Annotated in this window: 21 protein-coding genes; 8 read left to right on the top strand and 13 right to left on the bottom strand. The window is 50.9% G+C overall.

Annotated features, from left to right (window positions below):
• Positions 1–22 precede the first annotated feature (22 nt).
• Positions 23–2059, bottom strand: a complete 2037-nt coding sequence (locus ACYVAM_RS10865) for a tetratricopeptide repeat protein (RefSeq protein WP_461066766.1) — start codon at positions 2057–2059, stop codon at positions 23–25.
• A 108-nt stretch (positions 2060–2167) separates the two neighbouring features.
• Between ACYVAM_RS10865 and ACYVAM_RS10870 the strand changes: the two genes are divergently transcribed.
• Positions 2168–3061: a DNA/RNA non-specific endonuclease gene (locus tag ACYVAM_RS10870; RefSeq protein WP_461066768.1), complete on the top strand. Its 894-nt coding sequence runs from the start codon at positions 2168–2170 to the stop codon at positions 3059–3061.
• A 73-nt stretch (positions 3062–3134) separates the two neighbouring features.
• Here ACYVAM_RS10870 and ACYVAM_RS10875 read toward each other — a convergent pair whose 3' ends face one another.
• The 10 genes from ACYVAM_RS10875 to ACYVAM_RS10920 all read right to left on the bottom strand — a co-directional run bounded on the left by ACYVAM_RS10875 (position 3135) and on the right by ACYVAM_RS10920 (position 19249).
• Positions 3135–4232, bottom strand: coding sequence for a fatty acid desaturase family protein (locus ACYVAM_RS10875; RefSeq protein WP_461066770.1), 1098 nt, complete (start codon positions 4230–4232; stop codon positions 3135–3137).
• Between the two features lie 275 nt (positions 4233–4507).
• The gene (locus ACYVAM_RS10880; protein ID WP_461066772.1) at positions 4508–4882 is read right to left on the bottom strand and encodes a VanZ family protein; all 375 of its coding nucleotides are present in this window, start codon (positions 4880–4882) and stop codon (positions 4508–4510) included.
• On the bottom strand, positions 4879–5604 hold the full coding sequence (gldF, locus tag ACYVAM_RS10885; RefSeq protein ID WP_461066774.1) for a gliding motility-associated ABC transporter permease subunit GldF: 726 nt from the start codon (positions 5602–5604) through the stop codon (positions 4879–4881). Before gldF ends, ACYVAM_RS10880 begins: the two co-directional genes overlap by 4 nt.
• Before the next feature lie 110 nt (positions 5605–5714).
• A complete protein-coding gene (locus ACYVAM_RS10890; protein WP_461066776.1) occupies positions 5715–6236 on the bottom strand; it encodes a DUF4199 domain-containing protein in 522 nt (173 codons plus the stop codon).
• 11 nt (positions 6237–6247) lie between these two features.
• On the bottom strand, positions 6248–6799 hold the full coding sequence (locus tag ACYVAM_RS10895) for a DUF4199 domain-containing protein (RefSeq protein WP_460940532.1): 552 nt from the start codon (positions 6797–6799) through the stop codon (positions 6248–6250).
• Positions 6796–8112, bottom strand: a complete 1317-nt coding sequence (locus tag ACYVAM_RS10900) for a dihydroorotase (RefSeq protein ID WP_461066778.1) — start codon at positions 8110–8112, stop codon at positions 6796–6798. The genes ACYVAM_RS10895 and ACYVAM_RS10900 overlap by 4 nt, the downstream gene beginning before the upstream one ends.
• A 100-nt stretch (positions 8113–8212) precedes the next feature.
• Positions 8213–8596, bottom strand: coding sequence for a glycine cleavage system protein GcvH (gene gcvH / locus ACYVAM_RS10905; protein WP_461066780.1), 384 nt, complete (start codon positions 8594–8596; stop codon positions 8213–8215).
• Between the two features lie 106 nt (positions 8597–8702).
• Positions 8703–9764: an aldo/keto reductase gene (locus ACYVAM_RS10910; RefSeq protein WP_461066782.1), complete on the bottom strand. Its 1062-nt coding sequence runs from the start codon at positions 9762–9764 to the stop codon at positions 8703–8705.
• Between the two features lie 78 nt (positions 9765–9842).
• Positions 9843–17453 carry a T9SS outer membrane translocon Sov/SprA gene (gene sov / locus ACYVAM_RS10915; protein ID WP_461066784.1) on the bottom strand — a complete coding sequence of 2537 codons (7611 nt, stop codon included), beginning with the start codon at positions 17451–17453 and terminating at the stop codon, positions 9843–9845.
• Between the two features lie 305 nt (positions 17454–17758).
• A complete protein-coding gene (locus tag ACYVAM_RS10920) occupies positions 17759–19249 on the bottom strand; it encodes a cellulose synthase family protein (protein WP_461066786.1) in 1491 nt (496 codons plus the stop codon).
• 212 nt (positions 19250–19461) lie between these two features.
• Here ACYVAM_RS10920 and ACYVAM_RS10925 point away from each other — a divergent pair, with 212 nt between their 5' ends.
• The 5 genes from ACYVAM_RS10925 (at position 19462) to ACYVAM_RS10945 (ending at position 23761) form a co-directional block, all read left to right on the top strand.
• The gene (locus ACYVAM_RS10925; RefSeq protein ID WP_461066788.1) at positions 19462–20259 is read left to right on the top strand and encodes a Rossmann-like and DUF2520 domain-containing protein; all 798 of its coding nucleotides are present in this window, start codon (positions 19462–19464) and stop codon (positions 20257–20259) included.
• 257 nt (positions 20260–20516) lie between these two features.
• Complete coding sequence (locus tag ACYVAM_RS10930) at positions 20517–20972, top strand: hypothetical protein (RefSeq protein ID WP_461066790.1); 456 nt, start codon at positions 20517–20519, stop codon at positions 20970–20972.
• Positions 20973–20985: 13 nt separating this feature from the next.
• Positions 20986–21501 carry a hypothetical protein gene (locus ACYVAM_RS10935; protein ID WP_461066792.1) on the top strand — a complete coding sequence of 172 codons (516 nt, stop codon included), beginning with the start codon at positions 20986–20988 and terminating at the stop codon, positions 21499–21501.
• Between the two features lie 69 nt (positions 21502–21570).
• Entirely contained in the window at positions 21571–22611 is a 1041-nt protein-coding gene (locus ACYVAM_RS10940; RefSeq protein ID WP_461066794.1) for a WD40/YVTN/BNR-like repeat-containing protein, read from the top strand.
• 91 nt (positions 22612–22702) lie between these two features.
• Positions 22703–23761 carry a M48 family metalloprotease gene (locus tag ACYVAM_RS10945; protein ID WP_461066796.1) on the top strand — a complete coding sequence of 353 codons (1059 nt, stop codon included), beginning with the start codon at positions 22703–22705 and terminating at the stop codon, positions 23759–23761.
• A gap of 79 nt (positions 23762–23840) precedes the next feature.
• Here the strand turns inward: ACYVAM_RS10945 and ACYVAM_RS10950 are convergent, their stop codons facing one another.
• Both ACYVAM_RS10950 and rocD read right to left on the bottom strand, forming a co-directional pair.
• Complete coding sequence (locus ACYVAM_RS10950; RefSeq protein WP_461066798.1) at positions 23841–24458, bottom strand: NADPH-dependent F420 reductase; 618 nt, start codon at positions 24456–24458, stop codon at positions 23841–23843.
• Between the two features lie 70 nt (positions 24459–24528).
• Positions 24529–25782, bottom strand: a complete 1254-nt coding sequence (gene rocD / locus ACYVAM_RS10955; protein ID WP_461066799.1) for an ornithine--oxo-acid transaminase — start codon at positions 25780–25782, stop codon at positions 24529–24531.
• A 122-nt stretch (positions 25783–25904) separates the two neighbouring features.
• Between rocD and ACYVAM_RS10960 the strand changes: the two genes are divergently transcribed.
• Entirely contained in the window at positions 25905–26069 is a 165-nt protein-coding gene (locus ACYVAM_RS10960) for a DUF5522 domain-containing protein (protein WP_461066801.1), read from the top strand.
• 60 nt (positions 26070–26129) lie between these two features.
• On the top strand, positions 26130–26369 hold the full coding sequence (rpmB, locus tag ACYVAM_RS10965) for a 50S ribosomal protein L28 (protein ID WP_461066803.1): 240 nt from the start codon (positions 26130–26132) through the stop codon (positions 26367–26369).
• Positions 26370–26450 lie beyond the last annotated feature (81 nt).

The raw sequence follows: 26450 nt of genomic DNA on the forward strand, positions 1-26450 counted from the left end.
GCCGCATTCTGGTTTAATGACGCTAGTACTTATTGATAATCGAATCGGGTAGAACCTGCACGTCGATACCCGTTGCTTTCATCAGGTTCGCCCGGTTGTTCTGCCCATCCACGTAGGCAGGGTTGACCACCATCGAGCGATTGTAGTAATACGAAGCCAGTTGCAGTTTCTGCCGGTTGTTCTGTGCGAGCCCTTCGCCCTGGTAAATGACTCCTAGGTTATTATAGGCGGGCGCATAAGCGTTGGCTGCCCGGATGGTCTGCTTATAATAATATTTAGCGGAATCGACGTTGGGCGTAATTTTCTGGAACACGTAAGCCATCGAGAAATACGCTTCGCCAAAGTTTGGATAAATCCGGGTCGACTCCTGTAAGTGATCGAGCGCCCAACGACCATGTTTGTTGGCATGAGCAATATTGGTGTCAATCAGCGCCTGCGCCTTTTTGATTTGCTCGGGCGTTGGCTTTGGTTTAATGGCATTCGTGGCGTTGGCAATTGAATCGGCTTTTGCCCGGTCTTTCACACCTTTCTCAATCCACTCATTGGCTACGTGCCGTTGCACCTGGCAACTGTTGGGCGCATACGGCAAGGCTGAATTGAAGAGCACAAAGTTATTTTCCCAATCACGGTTACGCTCCACGGTCTTGAATGAGTACAAACCCGTTACAACAGCCATCAAGCCAAGCAAGGGGGCATAGCGGGCCAGTATGGGCTGGCTCGTGGTTTCTCCCGACTCTGCAGGTTTACGCACCAGGAACTTCTGAAGTGCCCAGATTAGCACAAAGCCAAAACCCATGACGGCTGCGTAGGAAAAACGTTCGGCAAAAATGCCGCCCCGAATCCAGATAAAGCCCAGGCCCGGTGCCATCGTGACGAAGAACCAGAAAATACCAAAGCCCCAAAGGGTACGCTTCACAAAGCCTTTCCAGGCCAGCCAGATGAGTCCCAGCAAGGTAAAAAAGCCAGCCCAGGTCAATAAATCACCTTTCCCGCCCGACGGAATCACGTTGTAGGAGTAGTCATAAACGAGCGGATGGGGCAAAATCATCAACCGGATATAATATTCCAGAAACTTGAACATGGTCGATTTCTGGGTCTTCTCGATGGCATAGGGGTAGTTGGCCCAGTCAACAGGTGGCGTTCCGCTCAGTGTGCCAATCATTTTCTGCTTCTGGTAAAAGAACAGAGCCGCTACAATCAAAAACGGCCAGAGGCTAATCAGCGATTGCCACACGTTCCGGCGGGCAAACCAGTATTGCATTGCCGGAATCAGGGCCAGACTGACAATCGACGATTCCTTGGACAGGAATGCCAGGTAAAGCGATGCACAGGCGCCCGCAATCCAACCCCACTGGTTGGTTTCCAGATACCGCCAGTATGATAACAGCATCAGGGCAATGAACAGGAAACTCAGGATTTCATCACGTCCTTTGATGTTGGCAACAATTTCGGTATGCAGCGGATGCGCCATAAACACCAGACCGATCAGGAAGGCGGTAATGGTTTGATTAGACAGCCATTTCTGGAGCAAGACACCAATAACCAGACCCGTAAGGCCATAGAGGCCAGCGTTGATCATGTGGCTGATGTTCGGATTATCCTTGAAGTATTCCTGTTCGAGCGCGAAGGTGATTAGCGACAGCGGGCGATAATAACCCAGCGAGATATTACTGAAGTGCCAGAATTCGGTACGGAGCAGGTCTGGAATACCCGCAATTCCACGCTTTACGAATAAGTTTTGGCCAACGGCCGCAATATCGTCAAGGGCATACTGATGCCCAAAGGTGTTAATATACAACGCAAAACCAAGTAAGGCCAGCACCAGTGGGGGCCACCATTCTACCGGACGCTTGCTGATCGGCAAGTCAGTGGCAGGAGTCTCGCTGGCAGGCTTGGTAGCCACAGGGCGCAGGGGGGCACGCTGGGCTGAGTCAGCCGGGCGAGACGAACCGGGCCGACCGGAGCCATTTGTGGTAGTCAACGCAGGTTTAGGAGCAACTGGCCTTTCTGAGGCCGGGCGAGAACTCTCAACGCCTGATGATTGCTTTTTTTTAGCCATAACAGCAGATAGATCGTCTATTTTAGGTCAATTTGATTCTTTACTCAGTTTCAATAATAGGCTGCGAGGAGATTCAGTACATTTATACTCTGTCAAAGTTCCGTAAGAATGTCAGGAAAATCAATGAAAGGCCTCAATCAACTCAAAACTATTGTTTTAACACTCGGTCTGGGTGTACTTTTCAACGGCTGCCTGCCCGCCAGCATCCCGAAAACGACCAGCCCCACCAGTTCGGGTTCCACCGAACCCACCCGCGACGATAATCTGGCGCTGGGTAATCCTAGTGCAGCCTCAGTTGATAATCCCAATAATTACCTAATGGTAAAATCAGGCTATGTGCTATCCTACAACCGAAGCCGGGGTATTGCCAATTGGGTTAGCTGGCACCTAAGCTCGGCCTGGAAAGGCGACAGCCGCCGAACCAACGACTTTCGTCCGGATGCTGCCCTGCCTTCGGGCTGGTATGCGGCCAAACCCTCGGATTACACCAATACCGGCTTCGACCGGGGGCACCTGTGCCCGTCTGACGACCGCGATGCCACACCTGAAGAAAATGCTGCCACGTTTCTCCTAACCAACATCGTGCCACAAGCGCCGAAAAACAATCGGGAAGTGTGGAAAAATTTAGAGGACTACGAGCGCCAACTAACAACAAACGGTAATGAGGTATACGTTATTGCCGGAACCTGGGGTGCTGGCGGTACAGGTCAAAATGGCTACGCAACCACACTCGCTAATGGAAAGCTAACAGTTCCATCCACCTTGTGGAAAATCATCGTTGTTTTACCGACCGGCTCCGATGATGCCGCCCGCATCTCCCCCAACACCCGAATCATTGCCGTCAACATTCCCAATAATCAATCGGCGGCCGATAAGCCCTGGCGTGCCTATATTACAAGTGTCGACGACCTGGAAAACCTCACCGGCTACGATTTCTTATCGAATGTGCCAACCGATATTCAACGCATCGTCGAACGGCGAATTGATGGCGGCAATAGTTAACGAAAAACCACCAGCTCTACAGAGATCACTTAGGACTGTGGAGCTGGTGGTTTTCAATTTTTCGATAAATAGGCTAGGCCGTTGCTACAACTGCCCGAGACCTGGCCGGAACGCCTGGTTTGTGGGCTGCCGGAGCCTGAATGCGTTGTGTTCGTCGACGCAGTAAGGCAATGGCATCGTTATCATCGGCAAAAGCGCCATTGACGTTGACCATGTGCTGAGCCAGTACATCGTATTTTTTTCCCATCAGCAGGAAGAATACCTGCCCAAAATCTATTCCGTCAAAGACGATGGCTTTATTTTGGGCGTATTTATCAATCGTTTTCAGAAAAAATGTTGGATGCTCTGTCCAGTGCATCGCTGGCCGTACGTGATGGCTAATATGATACCCATCGTTCCAGCACTTTCTGTTATACTTCACATTGATGCAGGTAAGGCTGTTTTTGTAGGCATTACCCGGATCTTCACCATCCACAAAGGCGTGTTGCGTCCAGTTGCCCACCATAGCGATCAGCCGATAAACAAACAGTGGAAACACAAACACAACGATTACGGCAGGCCAGCTGATAAAGCAGAGCCCGATACAAACAGCCGCAAAAACAAGCTCACCCGTCATAGCCCGAACCGCCAGCTTAGGGCGGTTTTTCCGGCGCAGGTACGTCAGTAGATTGCGCACCCCTATGACAAAGAATCGACCGAAGTAGGCAATGAAACTCCGAACGCTGTCGCGCTGGAAGGTCATTGTGCTGCTGTCATCGTCTTCAAGGTTGTTTTCGGGATGGTGCATACCGATATGGTGACTGTAGTATGTCTCGGGCGTATGGCCAAAAAATGGAGCCAGCACCCAGGGCAGGTAATAATTCATCCAATTATACTCCGTCTTAAAAAACTGCCGATGGCTCGTGCAGTGGAGCATGAGCCCAAAGGGCCCTTTTACACCAAAATTGCTAAAACAGAAATGCAGGACAGCTACCGCCCACCAGGCCCAGCCCGTCAGAAAGGGCATAAACAGCAGAACGCTTAAGGGAATCAGGGTCAGGCTAATTCGTAGGGTAAGGTAGATAAAGGGCAGGTCACGCTCATCTTTGATATACTGGAGAAAAAATCGGTCAAGCCGGTTATAATCACGACCCGTAAAAGTGGGGTCATGCAGGGTGCTCAGTACCTTCATGTATGCCTAGTATTATTAAGGGTCTATTAATTAAAAAGCCAGACGGTTTCAATTTCGCTTTGGACGACAATAGAAACTGTCTGGACCTCTTAAGTATATTAACGAAATTAGAGGATTTGAATTGAATTATACCTCGTTAAAATAAAATTTATTTTTCCCAGACTGTAAAAGCTTGACAAAAGACTTTCACAGAACTCTACGTGGACCCCTATCGGAATGGGTAAGTGGATCAAGATTGGCCGAGTACCGACCAGTATGTGTCAGCCACGTATGACTTACTCATTGACTAATTTGCCACTAATACCATCTATTACTTTTTGAGCGACGGGCACCAGAAGTAGTCCGGCAACGACGCCGATGCTATCGGCAAAAAGATCGGCCCAGTCGGCGCTTCGGTTGATTGGCAGTACGTACTGAAGAACTTCGATAAGCGCCCCAAACACAAATCCGGCAAGGGCTGCCGTAAGGAGTTTAAGGCCGGCCAGCCGCCACAGAAGCGTGAACAAGGCGAATATGGCAATGTGTTGCGCCTTGTCATTCCAGTTTACCAGTTCATCCGGCAATTCTGAATGAGGTGTCAAACAGCCAATCAGCATGATCACTGTCCAGACAATGGCCAGCCAGCGAAATAGGGTTGGAGTTAGTTTCATTTGGTCGATTTCAGCCCGTTGGCTGTGAGGAAGAGAAACAAAAGAATAAGACTAAGCAAATAGATAACGTTTCGGGAGTCGATAATGCCCCGGCCCAGCGCCCGATACTGTTCATCGAGAGCAAACAGCGATAAGTAATACGATAAGCCTCCCACAACCGATAGGCCTGCCAGTGCACTAAGCCCTACGTAAAGTAAGAAACAAAAAAATACCCCCAGTACAAAAGCAACGACCTGGTTGTCATTGAGTGACGAGGCCCACAACCCGATCGCTACGAATACGCCGGCCAATAAGACCAACCCAATATAAGAACCGAATACGCCCGCCGAGTCGATATTACCAACGGGCGAACCGAGTTGATACAAAGTCACGTAATACAGCAGCGTCGGCAAAAGTGTCAGCATAACGAGTAACCAGCTTGCCAGAAATTTACCGCCTACTACGCCCCATCGGCTCACCGGTTTGGTCAACAGCCATTCGAGCGTACCCGAGCGTACCTCATCCGCAATGGAGCGCATGGTAATGGCAGGCACCAGAAACAGCATGACATAGGGCGTAAGGTTAAAGAACGTCCCCATATCGGCATAGCCGTTTTCCAGCAGGCTCGTATCCGGGAAAACCCAAAGCAGCAAACCGATCGCTGTCAGAAACACGCCCATAATGATGTAGGCGATGGGCGACGAGAAAAATTGGTTAATTTCTTTACGAAAGATAGCCAGCACGAAAGGATGGTTTATACGTTATGGTATCCGGTTTACGGTTTTCCGTATATCGTTACGCTAGAAGAATGTCCCAAAAACCGTAAACCAAAAACCATATACCGTAAATCTATTTACTCAAACGGATTTGCCTTATTGCGACGTATAAAGGCCGCGACAATTAACGCCAGCAGAAAGCCCACTATTATTGTTCCAAAAACACCGGCGATGAACGTAAAGCCAGGTGACTGAAGCTTTTGTGACCATTCCATCGCCTGATCGATCGATTCATCAGACATATTCCCCTGGGCTTCCAGCTTCTCACGTGCTTTTTCCATAGCGCGTTGCTGAATAGTGGGGTCAATAAACACATTGTAAAACGTACTGAAGGCAGATGACAATAGCCCCGATACCGCTGAGACCAGGGAACCAATGCCTAATCCTTCGCTATAACTCATGTAACCCCCATTGAGCGTTCGGTAATCCCGCATCGACAGAACAAGCATAGCTACCATTGCACCGAGCGTAAGCCCAGTGAACAACGGGTTAGTCGACTGGTCGGTCAGGTACATTACCAACGTAATGGCTATCCAAATAAGGCCAAGGATAGCACCCCATTTCAGGGAAGTACGGGCAGTAGAAGGTTGGTCATTCATAGTCGATTAGGTTATTGCATGATGCTATAGTCCTGCTTACGGAAAATAAGCGAAATAACGAGTACCGGCAGCACAGCCAGGGCCGTTTTTTTGGTCAGTTCGTCGGGAAGCAAAACACCGGGCTCCATCGTTGATACCTTTTCCCACTGCTGTGCGAAGGTTTCGGGGCCAAACTGGTCGGTAATCTGCTTCTTGCCTTCCAGCAGAAGTTTTTTGGAATTCGTTACGTATTCGGCAAAAACACCCGGATCAATTTGCGTAACAAACAGATAAATGAGCCATCCGGTTACCAGTGCCGCTACTGTATTGAGAACGTAGCCAATGGTCAGCCCTTCCCACAAATGCAGTTGCCCATGCCCTACATACTTCCGGTAATACCAGATGGTAGCCAGTATCGTGATGATATGAATGCCGTAATCGAGCACCCGAATATTACCCAGAGCCGGTACGCCAATGGCGTATAAACCAAGGAAATAAAGAAAACAGAGAACACCCGTGGCCAGCCCGGAGAGCAGGGGAATTTTCAGTAACGGGTGCGAAAAATAAGCAAGGATACTGTTCATACGGTAGGAGTAAATTGGCCCCGATGCACCGTGCCAATGACGCGGCCAGTGAGCGTTTGGCCCAGAAACGGTGAGTTTTTTGATTTAGAGCGTGTCCGATCGTATGTCCAGGTGCCGGTTGGATCGAACAGCGTCAGGCTGCCGGGTTGTCCTTCAGCAATGCTTAAGGCGGGAAGCCGCAAAATATGCCGGGGACGGGTTGCCAGTTTATCGATCAGTTGGGCCAGAGACAACGCCCGGTTGTGGGTGATGGTGCTGGCGAAGACTGTTTCGAGTCCCGTTACCCCAAACTCGGCCTGATCGAATTCCAGGTTTTTGCTTTCGGCATCCTGTGGCGTATGATCCGATACAATGGCATCGATAGTGCCATCGGCCAGTCCCGCCCACAAAGCAGCCACGTCATCTGGCGACCGAAAGGGTGGATTAACTTTCAGGTTCGTGTCAAAGCCAGCCAGCGCCGAATCATCGAAAACAAGCTGGTGAGCCGCTACATCGCAACTAATGGGTTTACCCTGCGCCTTCGCCTGCCGAATCAAGTCGACGGAGCGAGCCGTTGAGATCGTGGAGAAATGAAGAGCCGGGGACGTCGTGCCGGGCGCGGTTGTACCCAGGTCATCGGCACTCGGCTCCTCACTGATTACGTAATCCAGTAACCGTAAGTCGCGCTCGATCATCAACTCCTCGGCTACGGCAGGGATGCCTTTCAAGCCAAGCAATGTACTCTGAATGCCTTCGTGCATCTGACCAAACTTGGTCAACAGCATTTCTTCCGGACGGTTCATGAGCAAACCATTGATGGGTTGCAGGTACTGAAGGGTTTTGAGCAATAGATCCGGGTTCTGGAGTGGATGATTTCCATCCGAAAACGCAATGGCCCCACCGTTGTGCAAATCGAGCATTTCCGTAAAATCTTCACCGGCAGCGTTCCTGGTCACAGCGGCAATGACATGGACACTAACTGGCTGGCCTTCGGCCATACGCTGAACATAGCCCAGCGTTCCTTTTGCGTCGACAACGGGTTGTGTATTCGGCAAAACGGCAATATCGGTAAACCCACCGGCGGCAGCAGCCCGGCAAACGCTCGTGAGGTCTTCTTTATGTTCATAACCGGGATCCTGCGCCGACACACGCATGTCGACCCAACCCGAGGAAACATGCAGGTTCTCCACGTCGATCACCCGGACAGTAGCATCGACAGAAATAGCTTCACCAATTTGACGAATCAGGCCATTTTCGACCAGAATATCCCGCACCTGTCCATCGAACGGTGAAGTAGCATCAACAATATGGGCAGAACGAATCAGGAGTTGCATGAGGAACTCCCCTCCTCTTTTTTCAAGGGAAGGGACCGAAGTAAAAAGATGGTTTAAAAAAAAGGCCCCTTCCGGAGCCTTCTGGTATTCAGTACGTAAATCAGGCACCCACTAACTCCGCATAAGCGTCGGCGGTTAGCAAGCCATCCTGTTGCGATGCATCAGCGGGTTTCAGGCGGATGATCCAGCCTTCTCCATACGGATCGCTATTGAGCAGTTCAGGCGATTTTTCAATGGCCGGATTCAGTTCGAGAATTTCACCTTCGAGTGGCAAAAACAAATCTGATACGGTTTTGACCGCTTCAACCGCGCCAAATACATCACCTTTGGCCAGCGATTGACCAACGGTAGCTACGTCGATGAAGATAATGTCGCCCAGTTCATTTTGGGCGAATTCAGTAATTCCAACCACGGCGGTACCGTCAGCTTCGATCCGAATCCATTCGTGATCCTCCGTATAGCTTAGTTCTGCAGGAAAAGTCATTGTAGGGGAATTGATTTATACCCACAAAATACGGTAGATGGGGCCGGATTTGCAAACCGGATTTGGCCACTCATCCGCTACCCATCGTGTTTTCATCCTTTACACCTTACTTAGCGGCTACCGTCGACTGGTTCGGCGAAAAATTAGCAACCCCCAACCGATCGCCACCCTGCCGCTGAATCATCCATTGCGGGTAAGGTATGGACGTAGCACTGATCGCATCCAGTTGGTCGAGTTGTTCCGTCGTTAAGCTGACATCAACGGCTTTGATGTTGTCCAGCAACTGATCCGTATTTTTAGCACCAATAATCACACTGGTGACCCCCGGCTTGGCCAAGACCCAGGCCAGCGCAATGCGCGCGACTGAAACACCATGCGCGTCGGCAATGGGCTTCATGGCGTCGATAATGTCGTAGGCCCGCTCCTGGTTAACGGGGGGGAAATCGAACCCCAACCGGCGTGAATCGCCCTCAGGTTTGTTATCTCGCGTGTATTTGCCGGACAGGAAACCGCCTGCCAATGGACTCCAGGGCAGAATAGCCATTTGCTGATCCAGCACCATCGGCACGATTTCATTTTCGAGATCCCGACCCGCAATCGAGTAATAGTTCTGGGTGGAAATGAATTTCGACCAACCGTATTTATCGGCAATACCATTGGCTTTCATGACCTGCCAGGCAGCGAGGTTTGAGCAGCCGATGTAGCGTACTTTTCCACTTCTCACGACGTCTTCGAGCCCGCGCATGGTTTCTTCCAGGGGCGTTATCGGGTCAAATCCGTGAATCTGATAGAGGTCCACATGGTCGACCTGCATGCGCTTGAGGCTACCTTCCAGTTGCTGCATAATTTGCAGACGGCCCAGACCAACCTGATTTTTACCCTCGCCCATCCGGCCCCGTACCTTGGTAGCGATTACGAGCTCATCGCGCGACAGCCCCAATGATTTAATGGATTGCCCCAACAAACGTTCCGACTCTCCGAATGAGTAGACATTGGCCGTATCAATAAAATTAATGCCGTTGTCCAGCGCAGTTTTAACGATGTCGTTGACGGCGTTCTGCTGAAGTTCGCCCATGGCTTTCCAGTAGCCAGTGCCACCAAACGTCATGGTACCCAGGCAAATCTCGGAGACCAGTACACCCGTATTGCCAAGCGATTTATAGTTCATGGTATATTCGTTAATATGTAATGAATCAACCGGCAAACGAGCGGGATTGTTGGTAGACGACTTAATTAGTCAGCCCCCTTACTCCGCCAGATTGAACTTCACCTGAACGCCACCCGAGGTCGTGGCCCGCCGGAACGAGTTCGATACAAGCGGATCGTTGAACGTCCGGTCGAAATAGAAATTAAAGTTCAGACGACGGCTGACGATGTAGCTGACTTGTGGACGCAACTGAAAGTTCACATTACCCGCCGTAATGATCTGTTCGGCATCCAGTTTCCGCTGAATGGCCCGTGTGTCGCGTAGCGTCAGGTTGCAGGAGAAGGTCAGGTCGTTTTTCAGCTTTTTGTAAGCTCCGTTGATCTTGAACGGAATCCGCATGTTCTGCCGGGTAAACCCAACCGAAGCCGTCAAATCCTTATTGCTCAGTTCGGCCACCTGCGAGTTAGACAGACTCAGCGCAATATCACGGCTCTGGTTGTACTCCAGCCGACCACTGATTCGGTTTTTCGTCTGAAACTGTACGCCAAGCATCGGCGCAAATTTTTCCGACATGGTAATCGTACTCATCGCAAAAACAGGAACGTACTGGCCGATCTGATTTATGGAAGCCGCCATCGGATACCCCTGAACTGCCAGATTGACGTAGGCAGCGCCATAATCCAGATTGGAAATAAAATTACCGACGCTATACGTCGATGAATAGCTATGGTTGATGGTAAACGCACTGAACTTCTTCCGAATGAACCCTAAGCCCGATAAGCCGTTGTAAGCCACTTGCCAGTTCGGGAGTGGGAAGTTATAGAAAGGCGATAATTGCGCTTTCTCCTTCGGTTGTCCGCTGTAGGCAGCAAAAAAGGCGGGGATCAACACATCCTGCGATGTCTTGTCGTACCGGCCTGTCTTCTCTGGATTGGCGGCCGTCAGCTTATCAATAAAGTATTGGCGGTATTCTTCAAATTTATCGAAAATGGGCGATGTACTGTTGCCCCGCAAACCAATAAAGGCGGTTCGGAATGACCAGAATGACATGCTGAACTGTCCGTTACGCACAGCCGAAAACGTCTCGAACGGACCGCCCTGCGAGCCAGGGCGGTAATATTCCTGGTAGGCATCCGTACGGTCAAGCCGCCAGTTGATCTGCATCCTGAAATCCTTAAAGGGCTCCAGAGTCGTACTGGCCGTAAACTTCTTGGTAATGTTCTGCTGGAAGGCCGTATTAAGTACGGTACTTGGCGACAGCCAGCCTTTATCGGCAGCTTTGTAGGCGATATTATGGTCCTGACTACCCAGCACGAACCCAAGTCCAGGGGCGTTTTCGGAGCTTAAACCAAATAATTTAGGCGTTGGCAGAAATCCGGGCAGGATCGTTGACTCCTGCTGAACGTAGGAGAAATTGATGCCCCGCACAGTGAGCAGTGCCCGCGTAAAGTTTTTCAACACCTTGCTCTCTCCCCGAACAATATCCTCGATATCGCCGGGATTCCGGGCGAAGTTCTTGCGAACAGGCGCGGGCGTGTTGGCAAAGCGCAGGTACCGGATTTTATTATACAGCCGAATCAGGTCGACGCGGCCTGTAATGCCCCGTTCGCGGTTATTCCGCAGGATGTTGCCAAAGGGAACGCCCAGTGAATCGGTAACGCCAAACGAGTTGGCCTGAAACTGGTAGCCAACACCATACACGGCATCGGCCGCAATCCAATCGAGGAGCGGGATCTTGTCCAGCGGCAGTCGGTACGTAGCCCGGATGTCCTGTACGAAGTTTTTCATCCGGCCCAGGTGCTTGATGCTGTTGATGATCGAATCCCGTTTCGCCTGGGTATTGATGTCGCCTGCAGGTTCGTCGATGATGGCGTTGGCCTGCGCATGATAGGTCAGTACCAGGCTGCGCGTCAGGTTCCAGGTGAGATCATAATAGCGGTTGAAGAGAAAATACTTCTCGAACTGCGGCACAATGCCATTGGTCGTCAGGTCCGATGAGCGAAGTTGTGTTTTGATAAAACTCCGATCCATATCCGTTCGGATAGATACCAGCGTAGGCAGCAAGGTCAGGTTAAAATCTTTTAGCCAGCGCAGGTACGGAGCCTCAAACGAGGCCACATTCCGGAAGGGTTCAAACGCCTTGGGCTGCCCACTAAAGGTATAGGCAATGCCGCCCCGGTGCTGTTGCTGGAGGTATTCCTGCGTAAGAATATTAGTCCGTTTGGCATCATTAAATGCATAGGTGAACGCAAAATTCTCAAAGTCCCAGAAGTGTGACCTGGCATTCGGGTTCGTCTTTACTTTTCTAACGTTCGAGAAATTATACCCCCGGCGCGTCGTATTATCCTGCACCAACTGCTTGTAGCTATCCCGCTCATTTTCGGCTTTGGTCGACAGAGACGTTTCCAACGGCGTATCGGGATCGAGCGGGTCAAAGTGTGGATTTACATTCCGGTGGTCATAGCTGACATACAACGGAATACGGAGCCCCCAACTAGCTGGCAAAAATTTATCGATGGACAGGGCCGACGAGAACCCAAATTCAGAGGTGGTTTCCAAGGCCCGGTCACCAATGCGCGTCTGTACACCTCCAAAGCCAAAGGTCGTAATTCGGCCCGAAGCCGTCAGCGTGCCAATATCGGCCAGCTTCATGTTCAACGCGCCAATAGCCGCCATACCCGAATGCTGGTCATAGCCATAGGCCCGGAACTCATCGACCCAAACGGTAAATGACTTGGGTCGTTCGCCGTCGCCAGCAATTTTCGGGTTCCGAACGCCAATCATAACCGACTGTACCGAACTCAGATCGGGGTTACCCACCACGGTCAGTATATAGTGCTGGTCTGCCGATTGCTCTGAATAAGGCAGCGATGTTCGGCGGGTGAGTATCCGGTTCCGGTTAGCTTTCAGGTTAATCAACTCCTCCAGCGCCAAATCCAGTTGATTACCCGTAGGCCATACCGCTTCAGGATCAGACGTGTTAGGGGGCGTCGCTACCAGATTCGGAATTTCGATTTCGTAATAGTTATCCGTGTAATCCGTACCAATCCGCACAAACGTTGATACCCCTGGCATACTTTCGTTGTCGGGGTTGTGCATGTGCACGAACATTCGGATACGCTCCCGGAACAGCAGGTTGAAATTGGTATTTTTGAACGCGCCACGCGAATCGCCATCACGCAGGTTGGTCACACTCAGGCGCATCGACTGCTCATTGAGTTCAACAACGGTTGGCTGCGTGTAGTCCCGATCGCGCTGGTAGTTAGGCGGCACCGAATAGATGTATTTGGCCCCGCCAACGGTTGAGGTTTGCGTACTGCTGTTTTCTTCTACGTTGACCGTAGAAACGGTGAAATTAGCGTCGTAAGGCTCCGGCACTTCCTGCAAACCACGTTGCGTCAGGTCGCCGGTGTATTTACGATACTGATTGGCTTCCATCTGCAGTTCGGCAAACCGGAGCACAACGGGCTCGGCAAAATCGGTCAGGTACATCCGCATAAAGCGCATGGACTTGAACCCGTTAATGCTGCCTACTTTCCGTAGCGGTTCACGAATCGGAATCCGGAACTGGTACCAGTTGACAACGCCCCCCGGTGCGCCTTTTGTCGGCACGGATACTTTATCGACGATGTACTTATTCGATCCAACTTCCAGTTTTCCAGGCCGTAAGTCTAACTCATACTCGTAATAAGCCTCGTTGTCGTTAATGGTGTTATCGATGTTCAGGTCTTCAATATCAGGTAGTGTCGATGAAGCCGGGGTCAGGAACTGGTTGGTACTGGTGTTTTCGGGCGAGTTATTTTCCATACCCATAAACCGCTTGTAACGCGCCACGAGGTATTTCTGCTGGTCGGCTTCTTCGCCCAGGTAGAACTTAAAATCATCACCCGAAGGATCCTGCTGGATGTCGGCCAGCGCCTGTGGGTTGGTCACCCGTGTTTGAATGGCCCGCAGGTAGTTCTGAAAAAATTCCTGCTCAGAGGTAACGCCTGTTGGAATCGTTGGCTGGCTGCTGAGTCCGTCCAGACCAATATCCTGCCGATCACGAACGCCACTCTGAAACGCATTCGTAACAAACTGCTGCGTTGGCGCCTTCCCCCAGTTCGTCGTTTGAACGGTGCCAACCCGCAAGTCGGTGTTGTCGGCACTGGCGGGAAAACCGTTTTCAAACTCATAACGGCCGTCTTTTATGACGTCTTCCGAAATATCGCCAAGGTTAAAAACCAGCTTACCACCGGTGGTATTGTTTTTGTTCTTGGCGTCATCATTACTACCTCGCACGACCCCAGCTGACCCCGTCACAAAAGGGTCCATGAGCCAGAACGTTACGTTCTCGATATTGGCATTATCGAAATCAATATCCGAAGCTATGGCCCGTGTTACAGCCCCAAAATTCTGTCTTGGGTTCGACAGGTTTCCATCGGCATCCAGGTTCGTATTGTAATTATACATTCCCCGCTCGTTCGGGAAGTAGGCTACGTCCAGGATACTTTCGGGCAACTGCACTACCCTCGCCGACCGGCCCGGAAACAAGTCCTGGGGCAAAAATGGCCGCTCATAAACGTGGGCGTTCACGTCTTCCAGGTCAATATTCGTTGCGACACCCAGCGTACCCGTTGAGCCAAAAATACTGGGATCTACAGTATAGACCGATATCCGGGCCCGGTTATAGGCAAATGGCAACGGATCGGCAAATGTTCCCTGCGGAAACTGCTGCGGGGTGGCCCCCAGTCGCCAGCGCGTTGGTTGACGGGTCAGGTCATAAATGGTTCGGGCAGCCTCAAAATCATCGAGATAGCTTTCATTCCGTGCCTTCTGGTTGGTCCCGGGAAATAGCTGGGCCACTTCAGCTGTTAGCTGGATTGTCGACAGTTCCTTAGTCTGTACGCCCGGCAACGCATCCAGCAAACGCGTCAACCCGGGTGAATCTTTTCGGATGGTCGTGTTCAGCCCCAGAATAGTGTTATTGACCGGCTCATTCCCCAGCGCGACGCGGGTCAGAAAGCCAGCGGGCGTTTCTTTCATGTGCATGGCCGTCAGACCAACGCTCACATCCCGGTTGATGGCGTAATCCAGCCGCGTACCCACCAGCGTTCTGATCTGGTTCTGGAACAGATCCGGCTGTTCGTAGCTTATGCGAATCTCCCGACCCGAGTTGGTTACGCTCTCGTTAATAATTCGCAACCGGCCCGTTTGCGCTTCAAAAATATAATCCTGTGCGGCCATCAGCGGCACGCCACCGGCCGTAACGGTAATCGACTGCTCATTGACGCCGAATGGCAACTGTACCTCCGCCCCGTTACCTGATTGAAAGGCTCCTTTCAGGAAGAACTTATTTTTCTCGGCAATCTGCTGAGCATCCGTTTGAGTCGTGCGGTAAAGCTGATCAAAAACGTACTTGGCCCGCAACGACGGGTCGTTGCCGAGTTTGGTAGCCAGGTAGGCCCCAAAGGGTTCCAGAGTCGGGAAAATGATCTTCCCGTATCGACTATCGATGGTTATATTCTCGACGTAGTCAAAATTACCATCGGGTTGAGCATCCAGTTGCTGGTTGAGCCGGTCCATGCCAAATACCTGTACCAATGGTATATTCTGGATGGGCCCTTCCTGTAAGTTCGGGTTGTCGATACCCGTTACGTCATCTTTATAGATAATCCGTAACTGAAATCCCTGCCGGGTAATTTGCGCTGTGGGGAGGGAATAGATGTTTTTCATCATCAGATTCCACATCGGCAATTGCAGGTTGTTGCGCAGGGTGGCCGACTTCAACAACTTCAATACAAGTACTTCTTCGGGTCGGCGGGATTGGTAATCTTCTGTCAGTTCACCTACCTTGTAGCGTCGGCCCTGGTAGGTATATTCATAGGCGACGGCCAGAATTTCATCGTTGCGAAGGGGCGTTACCAGCGAAATATAGCCTAGGTCAGCCTGGAGTTTATATTCGCGGTCGGTCAGGCGTTTGGCACCCCGAAGCAGGTCGTAGTCTGTTCCTTTGGCCAGTTGATACTGGCTGGTCAGAATGTCGTTTGTCTGATCTACCTGCCGGAGTGGATTGGCGGAGTTAGCCGTCAGTTTGTTGTACAGGCTGTTGGCCGCGTTGTCTGCCGGGGTTCGGTTATTCCGGGAAAACGGCGGTAAGTTCGGATTGGTCTGACTATACGGATTTCCTTCGCCTAAATCCTGAAAACCGACAATGTTGCGGAGCGACTCGGTTGTGTTGGTCCGGTTCGTTACATACACTTCTACGCGAGTCACGTTCACCCCCGAGGTTACCTGCGGCAGCGTTTTTAACGAGGCTTCGTAGTTGGCCCGGAAAAATTGCGACAGAAAGAAGTGTCGGTTTTCATCGTATTGATCAGCCCGGATTTCATAAGGTCGATTGGAGGTGCCCCCCCGCAAAACAATCTCGTTCTTACGGGACCGTTGCTGGGAAGCAACCAGCGTGGCGTTTAATTTACCGAACCGCAACTGGGTTTTTATCCCAAATAAATTTTGTACACCCGGAATTAGCTGACTGTTAACGGCCCAACTTATATTTCCCACTTCGAGCCCTTGCAGAATACTCTCGTTCTGGGGCGTAAAGGTGGGCGTCGAACCCGTCATACCGGGCAAATTTGGTGCACCCGGCAGGTTAGGCACACTCGGCAAATTGGGCATACCTGGCAACCCCTGTCCTGTACCAAAAGCGGGCAAACCACCACCCGGTTTGTAATTGAGCTTAAGTGCATTCTCAAAGTTAAAACTGGCCTTCGTATCGAAGTTAGCCAGCACGCCCAGCTTTTCACCAATCTTCCCGTTGAAATTTATGTTGATCTGCTCATTGAACAGAAAGTTACCATTCCTTCGCTGCCGTACGGGAAGTACCGGATTGTCGATGAATTGATAGAGGTATCCAAAGTCGAGCGTTACGAAACCGTTGGGTTTAAAATCAACCTGACTACCGCCAAAAAGCCGGTCAATAACAGGCGGCAATTCGAGCTTTGGCACCAGCCCCCGCCCACTTAAGGCACTTTGCCCATCACGCTTGGCGCTGTACTCCCGCCAGATATTCTGTTCAACGCGCTGGTTCTGAAGCTGGTTATAGGTCGAATAGGGAATTGTCTCGGCGGGTCGATACGGCAGGCCAAACTGCGAGGGGGGCAGAATGGACACAGGCGCACTGGCTGGGGTTGTCCCTGCCCCATTGGTACCCGACACAGGCGCGGCAGACGTAGCCGTGTTGCTCATGGGCGCCCCCGACAACGACACGCCCGTACGAACGCGCTCCGTTACTGCAATACCTCCATCTGGCCCAAGCCGAAAATCGGTCGATACGCCTTTCGGGTCACGAAGAATGAAAGGCGATTTGGATGATCGCTCCGAAAAGCGCGTTGCGCGCCGATCAGGCCAGTTAACCGTTGGCCGTCTGTTGGCACTCCGCAAGGCACGAATGCTGTCATTTCGATCCTGAATGGCCTGCTTCGCCGAATCGGCACGCATGATTGCCCGCCGACGTGCATCGGCACGAGCCGAATCGGTCACGGCCTGCTGTCGTCTTGCAGCAGCACCGCGTCGGGCGGGCGCGGGTTGGTCCTGCCCTACGCTTACACTCAGCCCAATAAGTAGCCAGCATCCCAGCATCAACCACCCGTTTGGCAGAAACAGGAGTCGGCTAACAGTAGGAACGAGGTGGCTAACGACAGAACTGTGAACAAAGTAGGGGTTCACCATTGAAGACACTATAAGGTTCAGAATAAGTAGCGAATGGGACGTTCTTCTATCAAACGGCCAGAAACGGAGCAATCGTCTGTTGCAGGACAGTTTTTTTACTAGCCGTTTTGTTTAGATTCAGCATAAACAATAAACAAAAGTAGGAATTAAGCAGATGCCATACGAACCGGCAACGCATCGTTTCAGATTTTTCTGTCCCGATGATGTGCCCGCTTACGGCAAAACCCTACAATTACCAAGCCAGAATCTGCCGATAAATCCTTCTCCTTACTTAATCTGAGTGAGCTTCCTAGGCCGAAGATGACTTAGGCGGTTACTGGTGCCGAACGGTTTACGGCCTGAATTAGTGAATAGATGGTGACCATGCCAAAGCCAACCATGAGCATTATGTGAAGAAAAAACATGCGGTAGTCGTGGATATAAATAGCCAGCGCCAGACCACCTAAAAAATAAAAAGCCAACAAGCCTTCCACCACGGTTAGCCAATTAATCCGGCGACTAATGTATTTGTTGGCCGCCCAACTATCGGTCGCCGTTTTGACATTAAATTTGGGGGTTCGTACGAAAGGCGTTTTCCGGCCCATGTACCCTTCGATAACGGCAATCGTATTATGCAGTGACAAACCCATCATGAGCGATGAATACATCGGGAAATACCAGGCTAACTTACGCTTGTTGGCTCCTTTCAAAAACCAGGTGGGTATGCCGTAAAACGTAATCAGAATCAACAGGTTAAATTGAAATAAATTAATAACCACAAACACCCACTCCCACTCGGGATGCTGGCTGCGAATGTAAATCAGGGGTACGCTCATCACGCCCAGTAACAGCACCAGAATAAAGGTAGCGCTACTGAAAAGGTGAAAAAACGCGTGCAGTTTCATTGAGAAAGAGACGTCCGGCGATTTGAGGACATTCACAAAAAGCTTGCGGGCGCATTCGGCAGCGCCTTTCATCCAGCGATATTGCTGTGACTTGAGGGCGTTCATGGCAACGGGCAGTTCGGCCGGGGAGCCAACGTCTTCCCGATAAACGAACTTCCAGCCCCGCAACTGAGCCCGGTAGCTCAGGTCCAGATCTTCCGTCAGGGTATCGCTTTGCCAGCCACCCGCATCAACGATGGCCGTTTTCCGCCAAACGCCCCCCGTACCGTTAAAATTTGCCAGTAACCCGGCGGCATACCGCCCGCTCTGCTCAACCGTAAAGTGGGCGTTCAGACCAAACGCCTGCAACTGGGTTATCAGCGAAAAATCTTCATTTAAGTGTTCCCAGCGGGTTTGCACAATCGCCACTTTTGGGTCGTCAAAGTGCGGAACGGTCTTTAGGAGAAACTCCGGATCGGGCACAAAGTCGGCGTCGAAAATGGCGAGTAATTCCCCTTTGGCAATTGTCAATCCATAGGCCAGCGCCCCTGCTTTGAACCCGTTGCGCTCGGGTCGGCGAATGTGTTCGATGGCAAAGCCCTGTCGTTTGTAGTCCGCTATTTTTCGGGCAATGATTTCGACGGTTTCGTCGGTCGAATCATCCAGTAACTGTATATCGAGCTTTTCTTTCGGGTAATTTAACTGCACGACGGCATCAATGAGCCGCTCCACAACATACAATTCATTATAAACCGGCAGTTGAATTGTAACGAGGGGTAATTTATCTGGCGAAATCGGGCTACCTGATTGAGCGAGTGTCTGGCGCTGTTTCTCCGAACGTAAGTATTTGATTATCAAACTTAATTGACCACAGTTATATACGAACAACAGTAGTAAGGCCATTGCGTATACGATCAGGACCAGAATTTCCATATGGATGAAGGCGAGACTTGTCTATTTAGCGTCTTAATCTAATAGTTTAGTAGATTAATCAAGATAAGTAACTGGTTGACTAGCCAAATGGTTGACAAATGACGATCCTAATTAGGGAATGTTACCATTGAAAACCCTGGCGAACGCTCTGCTTTGGATAGACAATAGGGCAAACACACCTTTGATTCAATTAAAATAGCCTATACTTGAGCATGGAAATTTCGTTTATTGGCGCAGGCAACCTGGCCTGGCACCTGGCTCCGGCGCTCGAAAATGCGGGGCACCACATCAACGAGGTGTATAGTCACCAACTCAAGCACGCCCGGCAGCTAGTCAGTAATCTCTACGATGCCCACACCCACTCCGAATTAAATTTTGCGGATAGCCCGTCGCAGCTTTTCGTGCTGGCCATTCCCGACGATGCGCTCGAAAGCGTTTGCTCCCAGTTGGTGCTACCCGAAAATGCCATCGTTGTGCACACCTCGGGCGCCCGGCCCCTTAAGTCGCTCGAGAACTGGATGGCCATTTACAGTGATGTCCCCGTTCGAACGGGCGTTTTTTATCCGCTTCAGACCTTCACCAAAGGGCAATCCTTTATGCTGTTCGACGAAATTCCACTGTGCATAGAAGCTACTGACAGCACGACGGAAGATACGCTGGTTCAGTTAGGACAGGAGATGAGCGATACTGTTTACATTATCACCTCCGAGGAACGCCGTACCTTACATGTGGCCGCTGTTTTTGCCTGTAATTTCACCAATCACCTGCTCGCCATTGCGCACGACCTGACGGTTCGGGATAATCTGGAATTCGACTTGTTGCGGCCTATTATTACCGAAACATTTCGGAAAGGGCTGGCGGCTCCGGATCCCGCCGTTGTCCAGACGGGACCAGCCCGCCGGGGTGATTTAACAACCATTGACACACATTTAACTTACCTGAGCAGTCAGCCCAGACTGGCCGAAATTTATCAATTACTGACGCAAAGTATTCGGCACAAGTACAGTTAATAATCTCGTTCGCCCCCCACTTACAGCCATTTATAGTAAAGTATCCTCAAAGGAAGTAGAGGCAATATTATTAATATATGTTAACGTTTTTTTTGATTTCAATACAAAATTTCTGATGTTTAAATAAATTTTACGTCATATGACAGGCGTTTATTTACGCATCGACCCATATATAAACTTAAAAGTGTAATCTCAGTATAGTGACTAGCCATACTAACTAGTCATCCTATCGTATCAATTATAGGGGTGGGAGTAGAATGAAACAAGCAGAAAAAAAACAAACTTCTCAGGAAGTTATAAGACATGCAGACCATTTAACGTTGTATGACCGGTACAGCTCGATGGCGTACGGTGTCATCTTACGGATTATTCCAGAACCCAAACGAGCGCAGGCAGTATTAATCGATTTGTTTTCATCGCCCGAGTTAATAGCCAGTGCTGAAATTCCAGCCCATACGGCCGGTGAGATCATTCGTTTGGCCAGAGTGAAAGCACTTGCCGCTAAACCAGTAAATTCAGCGTCTTCGCCAATTTTATCGAATTCTGATGCGAACGATCAATTTGACACGAACGATAACCTGGAAAACATCGTTTTTAATTTATCGTTTTGTCAGGGCTATTCACTCGAAGCTGTTGCTGAAAAACTGCAATTGTCCCGAACAAACGTATTAAAATCTATTTATACGTATTTCAAACATCTCCGCTCGTCTTAATAGCACCACTACCTTGAAGACCTATAATTATTTAAAAGACGGTATTCTGGAAGCGTATCTGTTAGGCTTAACTACAGAGAAAGAGAAGGAAGAAGTCGAGCAACTTCTGGCCACAGATTCAGATGTACTGGCCGAGTTGAACGAGCTCGAAACGGATATGGAAGAATACTTCCTTCGTAATGCGGTGCCTCCTCCGCCCAGCATTCGGGAAGCGGTTTCGTTGCGCATCAGCGAAACTGAAATCAAAAAATGGGAAGAGGCTCCCCATACAAAAACGCATCAGCAGTCGACCCAATTCCGCTCGAATGAACAGTCGTATGTAGATATTGAAGTCGATAATACGCATATCCGGGTTCATAAATACTGGCGTCCTGCATTTATCGCCGTTTTCATTCTGTCGAAAATATTCCTGATACTGGGCCTGTATTATTACTTCAAAGCCAGCAGCCAGGCTGAGGAAATTGTCCGTCTTAAGGCCGCGACCCAGCAAACAGCACCAGCCCCTCAACCAGGTGGTCTGAAGCCCTGACGTGATATAGTTGATTAATGGACTGGCTTTCCCGGCAAAATTTGCCACTTTGCAGTCAATTGATCTTTCATGAAACAGCTCATTGGTCTCTTTATAGGTGCACTGTCGTTCAGTGCACCCGCTTTTTCGCAGTGGCAATCTCAATCCGTTGGTACCGATGCCAGCTTCCGGGCCGTTAGTGTGGCCGGGGCCGATGTAGCCTGGATTGGTGGTACAAAAGGTACTTTCCTTCATACGACGGATGGGGGAAAGACCTGGCAAACCGGCACGGTTCCCGATGCTCAACTCTGCGATTTCCGCGATGTTCAGGCAATTGACGCTCAAACCGCTTATCTGATGAGCGCTGGCCCTGCCGAAAAAGGGCAGGCCCGACTTTACAAAACGACGGACGGCGGCAAGACCTGGACACTTCAATACCAAACTCAGCAAGAAGGTGTGTTTTTCGACGGAATTGATTTCTGGGACGATCAACACGGGATTGTTTTCAGCGACCCCCTGACCGATGCAGCCGTTGGACGCCGGTGGTTCATTTTGACCACCGACGATGGCGGCAAGACCTGGCAACCCCTACCACCAACCAGCCTGCCCGTTATGGAACCGAACGAAGCCGCTTTTGCCGCCAGTGGTACCAGTATCGTTGTGCAGGGTAAACGAAACGTCTGGATTGCGTCGGGTGGGGGTGTGTTTGGGCGCGTGTTTCGGTCTAAAGATCGGGGCCGAACCTGGGCAGTCAGCAACACACCATTGCCCGCCGGCGAAGCCATCGGTTTATTTGGGATGCACTTTTTTACTGAAAAAATAGGCGTGGTCGTCGGTGGAAATTATAAACAGGAGCAGCAGCCCGGCCCGAATGGCGCCATCACCCGCGACGGTGGGCAAACCTGGACGCTCCTCACCCCAACCGACCCGCCTGGCCTGAAAGAAGCCGTTGCGCTGCTCCCCGGCGACCGATTGCTTACCGTTGGCCCGTCGGGTACGAGCCTCTCTGCCGATCAGGGACAAACCTGGCAACGGCTCGATACGGACGGTTTTCATTCGGTAGCCTGCGCCAAAGGTACCTGTTATGCCGTGGGAGCCAAAGGCAAAGTAGCCATACAGCGATTTAAATGACCAGCCAGAAAACTTTCCTGTTCACCGCTTAAAATAGCCAGCCTGTTTTCGTCGTTATTCTGCCGTGTTGAACGATTAACCCCACCCGGTTATGCCTGTGAGAGCGGCTTTATCTTTACCTGCCCTTTTGTTAAGTACGGCCCTCGCTGGCCCCCTGTTTGCCCAGACCAATACGTTGCCCTTAGGGTCTGGCGCGTTCATTTGTAGTTATACAGGCGGTAAAATTGGCCCGCAGGTAGTCTGCTCGCCAACAACGGCCTCCAATGGCCATGCCGAGAAAGTAGTTGATCGGATTCTGAGACCCATTGGCCTAATTCGAAACTTCAAAGTCATCGAGTGTTCCAACACCGACAACTGCTTTGCTACGGTGCTCAAAGGCCAGCGGTTTATTGTCTACGATGGTGCTTTCATGGCGCAAATCGAAGAAGAAACCGAAACCGACTGGTCGGCGATCAGCATCATGGCGCACGAAATTGGCCACCATTTGCAGGGGCATACGATTGACGGGCGAGGTGGTCAGCCAATCAAGGAAATTGAAGCCGATAAGTTTTCGGGCTTTGTGCTACACCAGCTAGGGTCTTCTCTGGATGAGGCAACAGTAGCCGTGCGCGCCCTCGGCGACGAACACGCCACATCGACCCATCCGGCAAAACCAGCCCGTATTGAGGCTATTCGGAAAGGCTGGCTGGAAGCGGAAGCCATGTATCCCAAAAGCCGTACGGCCATAAAAACACCCGTGGCAATGGCACCGAAGGCAATTACTCCAACAAATACACCTGCGATTGCTGCCCGACCCGTTGTTGCCCCAAAGGCTCCCGTTCGTAGCTCGGCGACAGTCGGCTGTGTATCCGGCGATTGCGAAGACGGGACAGGCACGTTTGTTTACCCTACCCGCGAACGCTACGTTGGCGAGTTTGAGGAAGGCGACAAGCACGGTGAGGGCGTAGAATACTATGCCGACGGCAAGTTGAAATACAAAGGTAATTTCCGCGATAACCTTCGTTCCGATTATGGGGTGTACTACTACCGAAACGGCGATAAATATGCGGGCTGGTTCCAGAAGAATATCCCGAACGGAAAGGGAACCTATTACTTCGCCGATGGCGACAAAATTGTGGCGACGTTCAGAAATGGACAACCCGTGAAGTGAGCGCTTAAGAACAGCCTAATAAAGGTGGCCTATATGTACGTATAGGCCCCCTTTATTAGTACTAGTCCAACCAAGTGCTTTACTTGGGCAATTTAATCAGGTTATGGGTAGGCAAAGGCCCGCCAAACTGCTGCAATTTTCCACCCGCAATGAGTCCGCCCAGATCAATACCGGCAAAGCCGATAGCCTTGATCAACTGACCGACTATTTTCTTGGCATCCGTGTCGTCTCCTGAAAAGAAGAGCACCCGCTGCCCACCCGCTTCATGCGGATCAGCCGCCAGGATGGCCGCATCGAGTGTATTGAATGCTTTTACAACCCGCGCGCCGGGCACCAGTTCGGTAACTACTTCGCTCGATGTCTTGTCACCAAGGTCGGCCGGTTTGAACTCCGGGAAAACAATAAAGTTGGTGGCATCGATAACAATACGGCCATTCCAGTCCGGTAAACCGGCAAGCCCTTCCTCTAAGTGTTGCCACGGCAAAGCCAGCAGAACAACATCCGCCTGTGCGGCATCCGTTACCGTACCCGCCTTGATCCCATTACCAAGCGTAGTGACTAGATCAGCCAGTGATTCGGGGCCACGGCTGTTACTGATGAGTACCGGGTAGCCAGCCTTCGCCACGTGCCTGGCAAACCCCTGGGCAATGTTACCGGCGCCTATAATGCCAATGCTGGTTGTGTTCATTTCGCTCATTGTTTGTGTAATAAACGTTGGTGTCTATGTCGACCTGGGAGTCCTTACACCACTTAATCGTGTCTCAACGTTAGAAGGCGAGAATCGTTTTCTCGATAATATCGCAGGCTTCGTGCATTTGCTCTTCGTTGATGACGAGCGGGGGCGCAAACCGAATTTTATCCCCGTGGGTTGGCTTGGTCAGCAGGCCATTGTCTTTCAGCTTCAGGCAAATTTCCCAGGCCGTTTCCTCGCCGAGGTCCGGGCGCTCCTGAATCACGATAGCGTTCAGCAAGCCTCTACCCCGAACGGACTTGACAAGTTCCGTTTTCTGGCTCAGAGCCGTCATTCTGGCACGGAAAATTTCGCCCACAGCCGCAGCGTTCTCCGTCAGGTTTTCATCTTCAACCACCTGAAGAGCCTCCATCGTGACAACGCAGGCCAGTGGGTTGCCGCCATACGTTGAGCCGTGCTCGCCCGGTTTGATGGTCAGCATAACTTCGTCGGACGTCATAACGGCCGATACCGGCATCGTACCACCCGAGAGCGCTTTCCCCAACACGAGCAGATCAGGTTTTACACCTTCGTGATCGCAGGCGACACGCTTACCGGTTCGTCCGATGCCCGTTTGCACCTCATCGGCAATAAATAGTACGTTGTATTTTGTGCATAGATCCCGCACACCGCGCAGGTAGCCTTCATGGGGCACCACGACGCCCGCTTCACCCTGAATAGGCTCAACCATAAAGCCGGCAATGTTTGGATCGCTCTTCAGCGTAGCTTCCAGCGCTCCGAGATCATCGTAGGGGATAATAATGTAACCCGGCAGTAAGGGGCCGAAGTCATTGGTGCTGCTGGGGTCGGTGGACGATGAAATGGCTGCCAGTGTGCGCCCCCAGAAATTCCCGGCGGCAAACACCACCTTGGCCTGATCCTGCGGAATCCCTTTGACTTTATACGCCCATTTGCGCGTCAGTTTGAGCGCTGTTTCGCCCCCTTCGGCACCGGAGTTCATGATGAGGGCTTTATCGAAGCCAAAGTAGTCACAAAGGTATTTTTCGCAAAGGCCGGTTTTGTCATTGTAAAAAGCCCGCGACGTTAGGGTTAGGCGCTGGGCCTGCTCCATCATGGCCTTGATAATGCGCGGATGGCAATGCCCCTGGCTCACCGCACTGTAGGCCGACAGAAAATCGAAATAACGTTTATCATCTACATCCCAAACGAAGATGCCTTCACCCCGCGTGAGCACCGCCGGAATGGGATGATAGTTATGCGCGCCATACTTCCATTCCAGTTGCATGGCCTTATCGGCAGACGAGATGGGCGTTGTTGGTTCGTGTATCATAATAAAAGGCGGTTAAGTGAGTTTGTTGACGCCGAGCTGGCAACGTTGTGCAACTAAGTAGTACAATAACCCGTTGGCTTTCAAAAATACAGTTTCTTCAACAGACGCCCAAAATCAGGCCCGTGCAACCTCGTAAGAAAAAAATTCCCGGTTTGGCCGATGACGATTTCTACTACACCCCCGAAGGGTTTGTGGTTTTCACGGCTGCCTACCACCTTAAACGGGGCCATTGCTGCAAGAGCGGATGCCGTCATTGCCCCTACGGATTCAAAAAAAAGGAGCAATGACTTGCAGATTATGAATTATTTAGCCAATTTTGCGCCCTCAAACGGAAAACGAGTACGGTAATGGCCAGAGTTTGTCAAATCACAGGAAAGCGCACACGCACGGGAAACAACGTTTCTCACGCTAACAATAAAACCAAGCGTAAATTCTTCCCGAACCTGCAGAAAAAGCGGTTCTTCGTCGAATCAACCGGCGAATGGATAACCTTAAGAGTGGCTACGTCGGCCATTAAGACCATCAATAAAAATGGTCTGGAAGCAACCCTTCAAAAGGCTTACGAGCGCGGTACGCTGACGGCATAGTCTTTAGTAAGATAGTTTACTCTGAGCCTCTTCCGACTGGGAGGAGGCTTTTTGTGTTTAGTTTGACGTGTTCAATTTACG

It is taken from the genome of Spirosoma horti, assembly GCF_054776595.1.

Coding starts and splice junctions, on each gene's coding strand:
- ACYVAM_RS10875 (WP_461066770.1), bottom strand. CDS start 4,232: ATGAAGGTACTGAGCACCCTGCATGACCCCACTTTTACGGGTCGTGAT.
- rpmB (WP_461066803.1), top strand. CDS start 26,130: ATGGCCAGAGTTTGTCAAATCACAGGAAAGCGCACACGCACGGGAAAC.
- ACYVAM_RS10945 (WP_461066796.1), top strand. CDS start 22,703: ATGCCTGTGAGAGCGGCTTTATCTTTACCTGCCCTTTTGTTAAGTACG.
- rocD (WP_461066799.1), bottom strand. CDS start 25,782: ATGATACACGAACCAACAACGCCCATCTCGTCTGCCGATAAGGCCATG.
- ACYVAM_RS10925 (WP_461066788.1), top strand. CDS start 19,462: ATGGAAATTTCGTTTATTGGCGCAGGCAACCTGGCCTGGCACCTGGCT.
- ACYVAM_RS10870 (WP_461066768.1), top strand. CDS start 2,168: ATGTCAGGAAAATCAATGAAAGGCCTCAATCAACTCAAAACTATTGTT.
- ACYVAM_RS10880 (WP_461066772.1), bottom strand. CDS start 4,882: ATGAAACTAACTCCAACCCTATTTCGCTGGCTGGCCATTGTCTGGACA.
- gcvH (WP_461066780.1), bottom strand. CDS start 8,596: ATGACTTTTCCTGCAGAACTAAGCTATACGGAGGATCACGAATGGATT.
- ACYVAM_RS10900 (WP_461066778.1), bottom strand. CDS start 8,112: ATGCAACTCCTGATTCGTTCTGCCCATATTGTTGATGCTACTTCACCG.
- ACYVAM_RS10910 (WP_461066782.1), bottom strand. CDS start 9,764: ATGAACTATAAATCGCTTGGCAATACGGGTGTACTGGTCTCCGAGATT.
- ACYVAM_RS10890 (WP_461066776.1), bottom strand. CDS start 6,236: ATGAATGACCAACCTTCTACTGCCCGTACTTCCCTGAAATGGGGTGCT.
- ACYVAM_RS10940 (WP_461066794.1), top strand. CDS start 21,571: ATGAAACAGCTCATTGGTCTCTTTATAGGTGCACTGTCGTTCAGTGCA.
- ACYVAM_RS10895 (WP_460940532.1), bottom strand. CDS start 6,799: ATGAACAGTATCCTTGCTTATTTTTCGCACCCGTTACTGAAAATTCCC.
- ACYVAM_RS10865 (WP_461066766.1), bottom strand. CDS start 2,059: ATGGCTAAAAAAAAGCAATCATCAGGCGTTGAGAGTTCTCGCCCGGCC.
- ACYVAM_RS10950 (WP_461066798.1), bottom strand. CDS start 24,458: ATGAGCGAAATGAACACAACCAGCATTGGCATTATAGGCGCCGGTAAC.
- ACYVAM_RS10930 (WP_461066790.1), top strand. CDS start 20,517: ATGAAACAAGCAGAAAAAAAACAAACTTCTCAGGAAGTTATAAGACAT.
- ACYVAM_RS10920 (WP_461066786.1), bottom strand. CDS start 19,249: ATGGAAATTCTGGTCCTGATCGTATACGCAATGGCCTTACTACTGTTG.
- sov (WP_461066784.1), bottom strand. CDS start 17,453: ATGGTGAACCCCTACTTTGTTCACAGTTCTGTCGTTAGCCACCTCGTT.